We start from the raw sequence: 12,808 nt of genomic DNA, 5'->3' as shown, positions 1-12,808 counted from the left end.
GCGTGCGACGCCGGATGTCCACCGCCTCGCGCAGCAGGCGCTGTGCCTCGGCGTAGTTGCCCTCCACGAGCCGCAGGCGCGCCAGCGAGACGAGCGTGTCGCCGAGGGCGCCGGCCGCATCGGGGTCGGCGCCGAGCGTGCGCGACATCTCCAGCGCCTCCTGCAGCGCCCGCTGCGCCGCCGCCAGTTCCCCACGCTCGACGTTCACGTAGCCGAGGTCCTCGAGCGTCGACGCCAGCGTCGGATGCGGCGCCATCAACCGTGGACGACGCAACGTGAGCGCCTGCTCGAGCAGGGCGGCGGCGCGGCCGTGATCGCCCTGCGCCAGGGCCAGCGTGGCGCGGGCGTGCAGGGACGACGCCCACTCGAGTTCCTGCCCGGCGACGTCCTGGTGCCGGGCGATGGCCGCATCGAGCAGGGGGACCGCCTCGGTGTACGCGCCGAGGCCGCGATAGACGTCCCCGATGACGCGCATCATCGTGCCCTGCAGCGGCGGGTCGCCGGCGAGTTCGCGCTCGATGCGCCGCGCGCCGCGGGCCAGCAACTGACGCGCCGAGATGTCCTGCCCGTAGGCCTGGTCGGGTTCGGCCGACTCGAACAGCTCCGTGAGGAACGCGGTGACCTGCGCGGCCTTGGCCGCCTCGGCGCGGGCACGGTCGCGTTCGCGCGCCACCTGCACCGTGTAGATGGCCGTCATCGCCACGAGCAGCAGGGCCGCGGCGGCCGCGGCCACGACCGCCGCGCGGTGGCGACGCACGAACTTGCCGGCCCGATAGCGCCACGTGGCCGGGCGCGCCAGCACGGGCACGCCATCGAGATAGCGCCGTACGTCCTCGGCGAGTTGCTCGACCGACTGATAGCGCCGATCGGGTTCGACCTCGATCGCCTTGAGCGCGATCGTGTCCAGGTCGGCGCCCGCCCCGAGTTTGGCCGCCGCCGCCGATCGACGCGCGACCGACGAGGGCGTGCTGACCGGCGCTCCCACGAGGAACTGGTGGAACTCGGCGGCCGACCCGGTGCGCACCTGGCGCGGCCGCGTCCCGGCGAGCAGTTCGTAAAGGACGACGCCCAGCGAGAAGACGTCGGTACGGGTGTCGACATCGGCCTCGCCCAGGGCCCCGGCCTGCTCGGGACTCATGTAGTCGGGCGTGCCCACGAGCACGCCGACGCGGGTCAACGTCGGGCCCGACGGCGCGTCGCCGATGGCCTTGGCGATCCCGAAGTCGATGGCCTTGAGCACGGGCTGCCCGTCCTGATCGGCCACCAGCAGGTTGGACGGCTTGAGGTCGCGGTGGACGATGCCCTTCAGGTGCGCGTGGCGGACGGCGTCGCACGCCTGCAGGAACAGCTCGAGGCGCGCCCGCAGCGGCAGGGCCCGCGACCAGACGTACTCGGTGACGGGCACCCCGCGCACGAGGTCCATGACGAAGTACGGCCCGTGCACGGAGTCGCCCGCATCGAGGATGCGCGCGATGTGCGGGTGGTCCATGCGCGCCAGCGTCTCGCGCTCCGCCTCGAATCGTGCGATGACGTGCAGGGACGCCGCCTCGGCGCGAATCAGCTTGAGCGCCACCTCGCGGTGCATCGGCGTCGTCTGCTCGGCGCGATAGACGATGCCCATCCCGCCGAGGCCGAGCACCTCGCGCAGCTCGTAGGGGCCGAGGCTGAACGGCAGGGTGGGCGACGACGCGCCACTGCGCATGCCGCCTGTGGGGAACCCGTCGGACCCGCTCCACGACGGCTCCGCCGCCATCGCCGTGGTCTCGAGCCCGGTAGCGTCGGGGCGCGTCTCCATGGATGGCCTGATGGTACCAGCGACGTCAGCTGGACGGCACGATGGGGGTCGACGCGATGAAGGCACCGGTCGTGCCGCTGTCGCCGACATACGTCACGGTGATGGCGACCCGCTCGGCCAGCACGCGCGCCGGCCGGTCGTCGCGGACCGTGATGACGCGCGACGACGCCGTCGCTCCCGCCGCGAGGCGGTTGACCGGCCACGCATCCTCGATGGTGGCCTGCAGCACCGTATCGGCCCCGCGCGAGAACTGCAGCGGCACGGTGCGGAGGATCGCGCCGGTCTGGCCGCCCACCTCGCGCACGGTGACGGTGACGGCGTAGACGTCCGCCGTCGGCCCCTGGGTGACGGTGGCCGACAAGGTCCCGGGGGTGATGTCGGCTGGCAGCCGCGATGGCTGGGTCGGGGAGTCACTCGAGCGACCGCACGCCGCGCACAGCACTGCCGCGAGGAGGATACGGAGCCGCATCGCGTCACTCTACCATCGGCACACGTCGCCTGATCGCTCACCGTCTGCTGCGGCTCGCGCGCCACGGCTGAGCCTCGTCTCCGCACGGCATGACGACGACGTGGCCTTGTGATAGAACGGGCGGCAGTCATGCCGACTTGCCCCCAGACGCGTCTCTCATCGCTTACCTGTGCGTGGCTCCTGATCGGCACCGCGTCGGTGTCGGCGCAGCCCATCAGTTTGCCGGCCCAGCTCCTGACGCCGCCCGGGGGACGGAGCATGTCGTTCGGCACCAGCGTCGCCATCTCGGGCACGACGCTGGTGGTGGGCGACCCTGGCGACCAGCAGCGTGGGGCGGCGTTCGTCTACGAGTGGCGACAGGACGTGTGGACCCTCGTCACGAGACTGACCGCAGCCGACGCCCTGCCCGGCGATGCGTTCGGCGCCGCCGTCGCCATCGACGACACGACGATCGTCGTCGGCGCGCCGGGAGATGACGTGACGCGCGACGCCGCAGGCGGCATCACGCAGACGGTCTCGAACAAGGGCGCGGCGTACGTCTTTCGGCGCACCGCCGCCGGCTGGACGCAGCAGGCGCGCCTCGATCGGTCGACCGTGAACGGCGTCGGCGCCGATCCGATCCTCCCGGTCGAGGAGGACCGTTTCGGCGCCACGGTCGCCGTGGACGGCGACGTCGTCATGGTGGGCGCACCGCAGTGGGACGAGCCGTTCTTTCGCGCACTGGACTCCGGCGGCGTGTTCGTCTACGAGCGGGCGGATGCACGGTGGACGTTTGCCACTGTGGTGGTCACTCGCGCCTTCGGACGGCCGACGTCGTTCATGCGTCTGGGGACGACACTGGCCGGCGCCGACGGCGTCTTCGTGGCTGGCGGCGGGGAGGCTGGGGGGGGCAACGTGGTGCGGCTCGTGCGGGGGACGCTGCCGGTGCCCTGGCAGGCCATCGCCAGCCTGCCGACATGGTTCGACGAGCGGTTCGGTCCCGTGGATGACAGCGGCCTGCGCGCCAGCTTCGGCGAGATCGTCAGTCTGTTGTCGCAGGGCAGCGGCGTCTTGATGACCGAGATCGCATCGCAGCGCCTGGTGACCGCGACCGGGGAGGTCTCCACCCTCGGTCCCCTGCCAGCGGCCACCAGCCGTGTCTTCGAGACACCGACGACGTTCGTGTCCGCGGTGGGTGGCAAGCAGGTCTTCACCGGCGACCTCGCGGGCACTTTCACGTTCCTGGCCGGCAATCCGACCCTCGGGTTGATGGATGGCACGGGCACGACGGCCGGCTTCGGCATCATCGGCGCCATCGCCCCGGACGGCCAAGGCAACTACTACGTGGCCGACCTCGGCGCCATCCGCAAGGTGAGCGACGCGGGGGTGGTGACGACGGTGGCCGGGTTGCCCGGCGTGGTCGGCGCCGAGGACGGTCCCCCGGGCGTCGGCCGACTCGGCACGGCGCAATCGCTGGTCTTCGACCCGGCGTCGCAGACCCTGTACATCGCCGATCGGAGCGCGCTGCGGGCGATGGCCCCCGACGGCACGCTCTCCACCATCGCTGGCAATGCCGACATCTCTGGCACGACCGATGGTCTCGGCACGCAGGCGCGCTTCACGGCGCCCGGATCGCTGACGCGCGCGCCCGACGGGACGCTCGTGATGGTCGACGGATTGACCATCCGGCGCGTGACGACCACCGGCCAGGTGTCGACGATCGCCGGCCAGAGCGGCACCGCCACCATCGTCGATGGCGCAGGCGGCGTCGCCCGCTTCGGACGCCCGACGACGCTGACGGTGGCGCCGGACGGCACGCTGTTCGTGGCCGACACCTCGCTGGTGCGACGGGTGGATGTCGACGGCACCGTGACCACATTGGCGGGGACCTTGAGGGCGGCGCCGGGCAACGTGGGAACCACGATGAATCGGGTGGCGCTCGGTGCGGGGTCTGCCGCCGTGGCGTTGCCCGACGGCGACGCCCCGCTTCGCCCGGCCGGCGAAGACGCCGGCGTGATCTGGGTGTCATCGACGTCCGACGCCACCGCGAGCGCGCTGCCCGCCTATCCGCCGACCGGCGCCCGCGCCTTCGGCACGGCCGTGGCCTTCGTCGGCGACCTGCTGTTCGCATCGTCCGAAGGCGTCATCGGCGGCGCGCCCATCACTGCGCTGCGCCGTGCCGGGGACCGCTGGCGTCCAACCGTCCAGTTCGTGCCAGAGGGCGGCAGCGTGACGGGCTTCGGTCGCATCCTGGCGGGTTCGGGCCGTTTCCTGGCCGCCGCGACGACCGGCACCAGCCTGGCCAGTACCGGCGTGGTCTTCGTCTTCGACCTCGACCGTCTGGACCTCGACGACGATGGTCTGCCCGATCGGTGGGAGGAGCGCTACGGACTCGACCCGACGGTCTCCACCGGCGCGGACGGCGCCGACGGCGATCCCGACGGCGACGGTGTGACCAACGCCAGCGAACTCGTGGCGCACACGCACCCGCGCGGCGATCCGGGGGCCACGCGCTACTTCGCGGAAGGCGCGCGATCGGACTTCTTCGCCACCACCTTCTCGATCGCCAATCCCGCGACGACGGCCGCCGAGGTGCTGCTGCGCTATGCGAGCGGGGACGGCTCGCTCGCCAGCACGCCCGTGACCGTGCCGGGACGCCAGAGCCGGACCGTCGCCGTGCCGCTCTCCGATGTGCGTGAGTTCGCCACGCGCGTCGAAAGCGACCGCCCCGTCGTGGTGGATCGCCTGATGTCGTGGGACACCGACACCTCCTACGGGTCACATGGCGAGCGCGCCCTCGCGGCCCCCTCCACCACCTGGTACTTCGCCGAAGGGGCCACGCACAGCGGATTCTCCCTGTTCTATCTGCTCTACAACCCGTCGGCGACCACCGCCTCGGTGACCGTGCGGTATCTGCGCGGGACGGGTGCCCCGCTGGACAAGATCTACGAGGTCGCCCCCGGCCAGCGCTTCAACATCTGGGTGAACCTCGAGACGTTCGATGATCAGGCGCTCCTGGCCGCCGCCGACGTCTCGGCGCGCATCACGGTGGGCAACGGCGTGCCGATCATCGCCGAGCGCGCCATGTATCGCACCACGCCGGGCGTGCCGTCCGAGACGCCCGGCGCCCTCTTCGCCGCAGGCCACGAAAGTGCCGGCATCGCCGCACCTGCGAGCGCGTGGTTCTTCGCCGAGGGCGCGACCAACGAGTTCTTCGACATGTTCGTGCTGCTGGCCAATCCCGCCGACGCGATCAGCACGGTCCGTGCGCGCTTCCTTCTCGGCGACGGCCGGGTGTTCACGAAGGACTATGTCCTCCAGCCGAACAGCCGCTTCAACATCTGGGTCGATCAGGAGACGTTCGACGGCGTCCCCGGCACGCCGCTCGCCTCGGTCGGTGAGGTCTCGGCGACCATCGAGGTGATCGACGGGCCGGCGATCGTGGCCGAACGCGCGATGTGGTGGCCCGGCCCCACGGCGGCCACCTGGGTGGAGGCGCACAACAGCCCCGGGGCGACGACGGCGGCAGCCGGATGGGTGGCGGCCGCGGGTCATGTAGACGTCGGCATCGACACCTACTACCTCCTGGCCAACCCTGGTGACACCACCGCGGCGGTCACCGTCACGCTGCTGTTCGGCGATGGTACGCCCGCCGCTGCGCAGACCTACACGGTCGCGCCGCGGAGCCGGTTCACCGTGCATGTGCGCAGCGAGTTCCCGACGGCGGTCGGCCGGCACTTCAGTGCCGACGTCACCACGGAGCCGTCGACGCCGATCGTGGTCGAGTGGGCCATCTATCGTGACGCGCTCGGCCAACAGTGGGGCGCGGGTGCCAATGCCCTCGCGACGCCCTGGCCATGACCATCGCCGCCACACTTGGATAGGTCGCGAGGGGCGCGCCGTATGCACGCTGCCGCCCCCGCGGTGAATGCCGATGGCCTCAGGAGAGGACTCGATCCACCTCGAGCCTGACGCATGCGATGCAGGGCGATCGCGAGCGCTGTCTCGACGCCGGCATGACCGACTACGTCACCACACCCATCGCTCCGGCAGCCATCGCCGCAGTCATCTCCCGATGGGGCCCTGAGCCCGCGGCGCGCGTCAGCGCCTGAGTCGCGCCGAGGTCGCTCCAGTAGAGAGGTCCACGCGACGCCTCACCAGCGGTCGCGTCGAACCGCAGGTGACTTCGATCACCACCCCGCTTGACGACGGCCGAGGTTCGACATAGTGTTCAAGCGGACGCTTGAATACTTGACCATGGCCGACGTTCCCTTCAAGCAGCTCGCCTACGAGCAGGTCGCCCGGGTGGGCAAGGCGATCGCCAGCCCGATCCGGCTCGAGATCCTCGACCTGCTCGCCCAGGCCCCCAGCACGGTGGAGCGCCTCGCGGCGGCCATCGGCCACAGCGTCGCCAACACGTCACAGCATCTGCAGGTCCTGCGCCAGTGCCGCCTCGTCACCACCGAGAAGGCAGGGACATTCGTCACCTACCGTCTCGCCGGCGACGCCGTCGGGCCGTTCCTGCTGCAGGTGCGCACGCTCGCGCACGCGCGGCTGACCGAACTCGCGCAGTTGCGCCAGGACGTCCTGGCGCGGCGTGGGGCCCTCGAAGGCGTCGACAGCAAGGCCCTCGTCGCACGGGTCAGGCGCGGCGAGGTGACGGTGATCGACGTCCGCCCGTCGCCGGAGTACGCCGCCGGCCACATCGCCGGCGCCATCTCCATCCCGCTCGCGGACCTGCGACGTCGTCTGCGGCGGCTGCCGAAGGACCGCGAGATCGTCGCCTACTGTCGTGGCCCGTACTGCGTGATGGCCCTCGATGCCGTCACCCTGCTCCGGACGCACGGGCGGACGGCCCACCACCTCGAATACGGCGTCGCGGAATGGCAGGCCCTGGGCGGACGCGTCGTCGTCGGGGACGCCCCTGCCTCCAGCCGCTAGGCGTCGCCGGCTCCCTGTGCCAGACACCACACCACTGCTCGCGCATCCGCTCGATGCGCCGTCGATGTTCCGGCCCGCCGATCTCATGCAGGCCGTGCGCGAGGCGCGCGGCCTGACCGACGCGCCCGTGCCGACGGTGTGTGTACTCGACTTCGACGGGGATCTGTCGGATGGCCTGATGCACGGCCCCAACGTGGCCCCGGTGCAGACCTGGGCGTGCTTTCACACCCAGATGCTCGGCGTGACGCTCGATGGCCGTCACTGCGGCGTGGTGCCACGAACGATCGGTGGTCCATACGCCGTGCTGATTGCCGAGCAACTGCACGCGGCTGGCGCGCGGGTCATCCTCGGCCTCACGTCGGCGGGACGCGTGGCCCCCGCGCTGCCCCTGCCCTGCATCGTCGTGGCTGACCGCGCGGTGCGCGATGAGGGCACGTCCCTGCACTACCTGCCGGCGAGTGAGACGGTGCAGACCCCGACGCCTGACCTGGTGGACCGCCTCGTCCGGGCGCTCGACTCGGTGGCCCCGGTGCGACGCGGGTGCGTCTGGACGACCGATGCCCCGTACCGCGAAACCGAGGCACAGATTCGACGCTGGGCCGACGCCGACGTCCTCGCCGTCGAGATGCAGGCCGCGTCGCTCTTCGCGTTCGGCACGGCGCGCGCGGCGCAGGTCGGTGTGGTCGCGCTGGTCAGCAACAGCACCGACCACACGGGCGACCAGTTCGATACCGGAGAGCACGCCTATCGGCAGCGCGTGCTCTCCGCCGTCGTGCGGGCCGCGCACGACTTCATCGCCGCCGCGGACGCGACGGCCTGTCACGAGGCCGGCACGGCCGGGCCTCCGGGAACCTGACGCCGTGGATCGACGGGCACACTGGGACAAGGTCTATCTCACGAAGGGTGAGCGCGACGTCAGTTGGTTCGAGGACGTGCCGGCGCGCTCGATCGAGATGCTCGAGGCGGCCGGATTGACTCCGGCGACCTGCGTGCTGGACGTGGGCGGCGGTGAATCCCATCTCGTCGACCACTTGCTGGCGCGAGGCCTGCGCTGCCTGGCGGTGCTCGACGTGTCGGCCGCGGCGCTCGAGCGAGCACGCGGTCGGCTGGGGCCGGCGGCGTCCGACGTGCAGTGGATCGTCGCCGATGTCGCGGGGGCGTGGTCGGCGTCGTCCGTCGACATCTGGCACGACCGCGCGGTGTTCCACTTCCTGACGACGCCGCAGGACCGGGCCCACTATCGCGCGCACCTGATGGGCACGCTCAAGCGCGGCGGCTCCGCCATCATGGCGACGTTCGGCCCGGACGGGCCGCAGACGTGCAGCGGCCTTCCGGTGATGCGGTACTCCCCCGAGTCGCTGGCGCAGGAGCTCGGCCCCGCGTTCGCTCTGGCCGAGTCACGGGCCTGGGTCCACACGACGCCGTGGGGCGCGACGCAGTCGTTCCAGTACGCCCGATTGACCCGCATCGTTTAGGCCGACGGCGCGCCACGCGCGGGCGACTGGTCGTGCCAGGCCAGCCGCCAGATCGTCTGCTGCCCATGGCGTGAGCGCACCTGCACGCGACCGAGGACGACCAGCCCCTGCGCCGAGGCCAGCGTCTCGAAGCGGTCCGGGCACTGACTGGTGCTGCACACGAGCCGATCGCCGCGGCGGCCCTCGAGCCGCGCCAGGAACGCCAGAATCAGATTGGTGCCCACCCCGGCGAGGACGACGGTGGCAGGCGCCGAGGGCAGGGTCATGCGGAGGATATCGGCGCGCTCGGTCCGATACCTGCCGTGGTACCTGGGCGTGCGTTCGAGCAGGGCGGCGAGTTCGGCGACGAGGCGCGGACGCTTGTCCACGAAGACCACGGTCGCGCCCGGGTGGCGGTCCATGGCCACACAGCCGATCTGACCACCGTCGCAGCAGAGATCCCAGAGCGGCCGCGTCGGGTCGAGGCCGTCGAGCAGGGCATCGACGCGCGGCGAGCTCCGACGAGCCACGTGCCCGTCGACCGTCTCCTCATCCAGCGCCAGGCCCTGTCGTGTGCGCGTCTCGTGCATCGCCCAGCCTCGAGCCTATCACCGTGAGGCGACCTGCCGGGGCCGGCTCGCGAGGATGTACTGGGTCGCGGGTCGCGTCCCGATGTCGTCGACGACGAAGCCCGCCGCTTCGAGGGCGGCACGCCACCGTCGCCGGTTCTGCGACGAGCTCCAGAACCCGTGCCCGTGCAGCGCCCAGGGCATGGCCACCGCCACCCAGCCGTCGCTGTTGAGGCTCACGATCAACAGCTGTCCGCCCGGGCGCAGCACGCGTGCCGTCTCGCGCAGGGTCGCCTCGATGCCGGGCCACGGCAGGTGATCGATGGCCGCCACGCTGAACGCCGCGTCGAACCGACCCGCCGCGAAGGGCAACGTCCGCATGTCGGCGACGCTGACCTGCACGCGGGCATCGACACCAGCGGCGCGCACGTTGCGCATCAGGCGATCCGGCGAGTTGTCGTCGATGCCGTAGTAGCCGCGATAGGCGTCGAGGGCAACGACCGTGGCCTGCGGTCTGGCGCGCAGGAACCCCACTGTGGCGCGCCCCGACCCCGCGCCGAGTTCGAGCACCTCGCCCGTGCCGGCCGGCAGGAACGCGTGCGTCACGAGCCGCTGCGGCGAGGCGATCTGCACGGCGTAGTGCATCGCCACGGTCCCGGCCAGCCCCCACGCGGCCACGAGGCCGAAGCCGATGGTCGCCCCTCGCCGCCACCCGAGACGCCAGGCGACGATGGCCAGCACACCGCCCAGGAGGCTGACGAGTGGATGTCCCCAGCGGAGGGGCCAGGCGTAGTCGAAGTCGTAGGTGAACATGGGCGGCAGCATGCGGCGTGCCGCCTGAACGCCCGCTGAAGGCGTTGTTCAGGCCCCGTTCAGGTCAGCTCGCGCTATAACGACAGCTGTGCGAGTGCTGGTGGCGGAAGATGAGCGGGCGCTGGCCGATCAGCTCGACACGGCCCTCGGCCGGGCCGGCTACGCGGTGGACCGTGCGGCCGATGGTCCGTCGGCGGACCTCCTCGTGCGCACGGAGCGCTACGACGCCATCCTGCTCGACCTCGGGTTGCCCGGCGTGGACGGCCTGACGCTGCTGCGCACCTGGCGCGACGCCGGCATCGTCGTGCCGGTGCTCGTGCTGACCGCGCGCGGCAGCTGGACCGAGCGCGTGCTCGGCATCGACAGCGGGGCCGACGACTACCTCTCGAAGCCCTATCGCCTCGAGGAAGTGCTGGCGCGCGTGCGGGCCCTGATCCGCCGCGCGCACGGACACGCCCACCCGGAGTTGCAGTCCGGTGAGGTCAGGCTCGACCCACGCCACACGCGTGTCACCGTGCGGGGCGTCGACGTGACGCTGACGAGTCACGAGTACCGCACCCTCGCCTGCCTGATGCATCACGCCGGCCGCGTCGTCTCGCGGCACGCGCTCGTCGAGCACATCTACGCCCAGGATCGCGACCGCGATTCCAACACGCTCGAGGTGTTCGTCGCCCGACTCCGTCGCAAGCTGGGCGCCTCGGTCATCGAGACGGTACGCGGCGTGGGCTACCGGATGGCTGACGCGCCTGGGTCTCCGGAGCCGGACGCGTGAAGTCCGCGCGCTCGTTCCGATCGCAGCTGATCGCCGGCTCGCTCTTGTGGACCCTCGGCGTGATGCTGGTGGTCTCGGTGCTGCTGATCGTCTTCCTCGCCACGCACCCGCAGCCGCACTTTGCACTGCTGTCGTGGTTCCTGTCGATCCCCCTCACCCTCAGCCTCGTCGTCGGCCTGGCCTGTCTGGGCCTGGGCGCGCGCGTGATCTGGCGCAGCCTGCGGGCGATGGACCGGCTGCACGTCGATCTGGCAGACGTCCACGCCGGCACCACGGCACGTCTCAGCGGGACGTATCCTGCCGAGGTCCAGCCACTGGTCACCGATCTCAACGCGCTGCTGACGGCCCGCGACGAGCGGGTGATCCGCGCCGCGGCACGAGCCGCGGACATGGCGCACGGCCTGAAGACGCCGCTGGCGGTGCTGGCCCGCGATGCCGATCTCGTCGCCGCGCAGGATCCGGCGCTGGCCGTCTCACTCGGCGCGCAGGTCTCCCGCATGGCGCGCCAGATCGACCATCACCTGTCACAGGCGCGCATGGTCGCCGCCGGTACCGCGGCCGGCCTGCGTGCACCGCTCGTCCCGGCCGTCAGTGGCCTCTTCCGGGCGCTCGAGCGGCTGCACGCCGACCGTCGGATCGCCCTGGCTCGGGACATCGCCGACGATCACGCCGTCCGGTGTGCCCCCGAAGACCTCGACGAGATGCTCGGCAACCTGCTCGACAACGCATGCACCTGGTGTCGCAGCCGCGTGCACGTGGCGTCGACGCTCGTGGACGCGCAACTGATTGTGACGGTGGACGACGACGGGGATGGGGTGGAGGCGTCGATGGTGCCGCGGGTGCTGCAGCGCGGTGGCCGCGCCGACGAGCGGGTGCCGGGCACTGGCCTGGGCCTGGCCATCGTGCAGGACCTCGCGGAGCTGTACGGCGGCACGCTGACCCTCGAGCGATCGCCGCTGGGAGGTCTGCGCGTCCGGTTGGCGCTGCCGGCCGCCCCCGCGCCGCCCGCCGACCGCCCCGCGTGAGACGAGGCGTCGGTCGGAGGCGACACCCTACGCCGCGCGCTCCTCGCCGACCGTACGGGGCGGCACCAGCCACTCTTCGATGTCAGCGATGGCAATCGACGGCACGCGCTCGTGCAGCAGCAACTCGGTGGCCAGCACCTGCGGCTCGGCGTGGAAGTGCTGCTGGATGACGTTGTCGCAGAGCACGTTGCAGACCGCGAGCAGGCTCATGCCCTGGTGATGCGCCATCCACGTCCGGACGGGGCGCGCCGTGTCGTCGCTGACGTCGACCGCCTCGTAGAGACCGTACCGTCCCGACCAGCCGAGCGCCTCGATGCGCCGGAGGTTGCGCAGGCTGGCCTGCGGATCGATCATCAACGACAGGTACGACGAGTAGGGCGAAATCACCAGGTGCCGCCCGTTGCGCGGGTTGAGGGCGACGTCGGGCAGCCCGAACGCGGCATACCCGTACTCGTCGCTGCCGGCCGTGACACAGCCGGACTCGGAGATACCCCACGGCAGCTGGCGCGCGCGCGTGAAGGCCTGCTGCAGCCGCACCACCGCCGTCATGCTGTCCTGCATCAGCGTGCGTGGATAGTGACGCATCCACAGCGCCGGCATCAGGTACTCGAACATCGTCCCCGTCCATGAGGCGAGGACGCGGGTGCCACGCGACACGACGTGCGTCCGCCCGAGGTGGAACCAGCTGTCCTGCGGCACGTCGCCCTTGGCGATGGCCACGAACGCCGCGATGCGCGCCTCCGAGGCCAGCAGGTCGTACGTCGACGACTCCAGCGTGCCCGACGACGCGTCGTAGCCCACCGACAGCGTCTTCTTGCGCGGGTGGTACATGAAGGCGAAGTCCATCTCGCTCACGTACTGATCCGCCTGCGCGGCGATGGCCTCCAGGTCGACGCGCAGGGCCGGCGTCAGACCGGTCGCGCTCCAGGCGCGAGCGTGCGCCAGCCGCTCGGCCAACTCGACCGCCCACCAGGACGCGTCATCGGCGGCG

General features: G+C 71.5%; 12 protein-coding genes. 7 read left to right on the top strand and 5 right to left on the bottom strand.

Annotated elements, in window-relative coordinates:
• Together Q0C41_RS25095 and Q0C41_RS25090 are read right to left on the bottom strand one after the other, a co-directional pair.
• Window positions 1–1,795, bottom strand: a 1,795-nt coding sequence (locus Q0C41_RS25095; RefSeq protein WP_291988585.1) for a protein kinase, incomplete at its 3' end; no start/stop codon positions are given.
• A gap of 25 nt (window positions 1,796–1,820) precedes the next feature.
• Window positions 1,821–2,264, bottom strand: a complete 444-nt coding sequence (locus tag Q0C41_RS25090; RefSeq protein ID WP_291988583.1) for a hypothetical protein — start codon at window positions 2,262–2,264, stop codon at window positions 1,821–1,823.
• A gap of 129 nt (window positions 2,265–2,393) precedes the next feature.
• Between Q0C41_RS25090 and Q0C41_RS25085 the strand changes: the two genes are divergently transcribed.
• The 5 genes from Q0C41_RS25085 to Q0C41_RS25065 all read left to right on the top strand — a co-directional run bounded on the left by Q0C41_RS25085 (window position 2,394) and on the right by Q0C41_RS25065 (window position 8,659).
• Window positions 2,394–6,104 carry a hypothetical protein gene (locus tag Q0C41_RS25085; RefSeq protein WP_291988581.1) on the top strand — a complete coding sequence of 1,237 codons (3,711 nt, stop codon included), beginning with the start codon at window positions 2,394–2,396 and terminating at the stop codon, window positions 6,102–6,104.
• Between the two features lie 119 nt (window positions 6,105–6,223).
• Window positions 6,224–6,355 (top strand): hypothetical protein, encoded by a 132-nt coding sequence (locus Q0C41_RS25080; RefSeq protein WP_291988579.1) that lies wholly within the window; start codon window positions 6,224–6,226, stop codon window positions 6,353–6,355.
• A gap of 145 nt (window positions 6,356–6,500) precedes the next feature.
• Entirely contained in the window at window positions 6,501–7,184 is a 684-nt protein-coding gene (locus Q0C41_RS25075) for a metalloregulator ArsR/SmtB family transcription factor (protein WP_291988577.1), read from the top strand.
• Window positions 7,185–7,200: 16 nt separating this feature from the next.
• Entirely contained in the window at window positions 7,201–8,040 is an 840-nt protein-coding gene (locus Q0C41_RS25070) for a nucleoside phosphorylase (protein WP_291988576.1), read from the top strand.
• Window positions 8,041–8,044: 4 nt separating this feature from the next.
• Complete coding sequence (locus tag Q0C41_RS25065) at window positions 8,045–8,659, top strand: class I SAM-dependent methyltransferase (RefSeq protein ID WP_291988573.1); 615 nt, start codon at window positions 8,045–8,047, stop codon at window positions 8,657–8,659.
• Here the strand turns inward: Q0C41_RS25065 and Q0C41_RS25060 are convergent.
• Entirely contained in the window at window positions 8,656–9,228 is a 573-nt protein-coding gene (locus tag Q0C41_RS25060) for an SAM-dependent methyltransferase (RefSeq protein WP_291988571.1), read from the bottom strand. The genes Q0C41_RS25065 and Q0C41_RS25060 overlap by 4 nt on opposite strands.
• Before the next feature lie 18 nt (window positions 9,229–9,246).
• On the bottom strand, window positions 9,247–10,032 hold the full coding sequence (locus Q0C41_RS25055; RefSeq protein ID WP_291988569.1) for a class I SAM-dependent methyltransferase: 786 nt from the start codon (window positions 10,030–10,032) through the stop codon (window positions 9,247–9,249).
• 76 nt (window positions 10,033–10,108) lie between these two features.
• Between Q0C41_RS25055 and Q0C41_RS25050 the strand changes: the two genes are divergently transcribed.
• Both Q0C41_RS25050 and Q0C41_RS25045 read left to right on the top strand, forming a co-directional pair.
• A complete protein-coding gene (locus Q0C41_RS25050) occupies window positions 10,109–10,792 on the top strand; it encodes a response regulator transcription factor (protein ID WP_291988567.1) in 684 nt (227 codons plus the stop codon).
• Window positions 10,789–11,817 (top strand): ATP-binding protein, encoded by a 1,029-nt coding sequence (locus Q0C41_RS25045; RefSeq protein WP_291988565.1) that lies wholly within the window; start codon window positions 10,789–10,791, stop codon window positions 11,815–11,817. Before Q0C41_RS25050 ends, Q0C41_RS25045 begins: the two co-directional genes overlap by 4 nt.
• A gap of 27 nt (window positions 11,818–11,844) precedes the next feature.
• On the opposite strand, the gene Q0C41_RS25040 is transcribed toward Q0C41_RS25045, so the two are convergent.
• A partial coding sequence (locus tag Q0C41_RS25040) for a glucoamylase family protein (protein WP_291988564.1) occupies window positions 11,845–12,808 on the bottom strand: 964 nt, incomplete at its 5' end.

This window comes from Luteitalea sp., from assembly GCF_022842525.1.
Classification (GTDB): Bacteria; Acidobacteriota; Vicinamibacteria; order Vicinamibacterales; family Vicinamibacteraceae; genus Luteitalea.
Note: the sequence above shows the minus strand (reverse complement) of the source record. Positions and strands in the feature narration are given on the sequence as shown.

What these genes read in the sequence shown, in the direction of transcription:
- Q0C41_RS25055 (WP_291988569.1), bottom strand. Translation starts at nt 10,032, where the DNA reads ATGCTGCCGCCCATGTTCACCTACGACTTCGACTACGCCTGGCCCCTC.
- Q0C41_RS25080 (WP_291988579.1), top strand. Translation starts at nt 6,224, where the DNA reads ATGCAGGGCGATCGCGAGCGCTGTCTCGACGCCGGCATGACCGACTAC.
- Q0C41_RS25075 (WP_291988577.1), top strand. Translation starts at nt 6,501, where the DNA reads ATGGCCGACGTTCCCTTCAAGCAGCTCGCCTACGAGCAGGTCGCCCGG.
- Q0C41_RS25060 (WP_291988571.1), bottom strand. Translation starts at nt 9,228, where the DNA reads ATGCACGAGACGCGCACACGACAGGGCCTGGCGCTGGATGAGGAGACG.
- Q0C41_RS25090 (WP_291988583.1), bottom strand. Translation starts at nt 2,264, where the DNA reads ATGCGGCTCCGTATCCTCCTCGCGGCAGTGCTGTGCGCGGCGTGCGGT.
- Q0C41_RS25085 (WP_291988581.1), top strand. Translation starts at nt 2,394, where the DNA reads ATGCCGACTTGCCCCCAGACGCGTCTCTCATCGCTTACCTGTGCGTGG.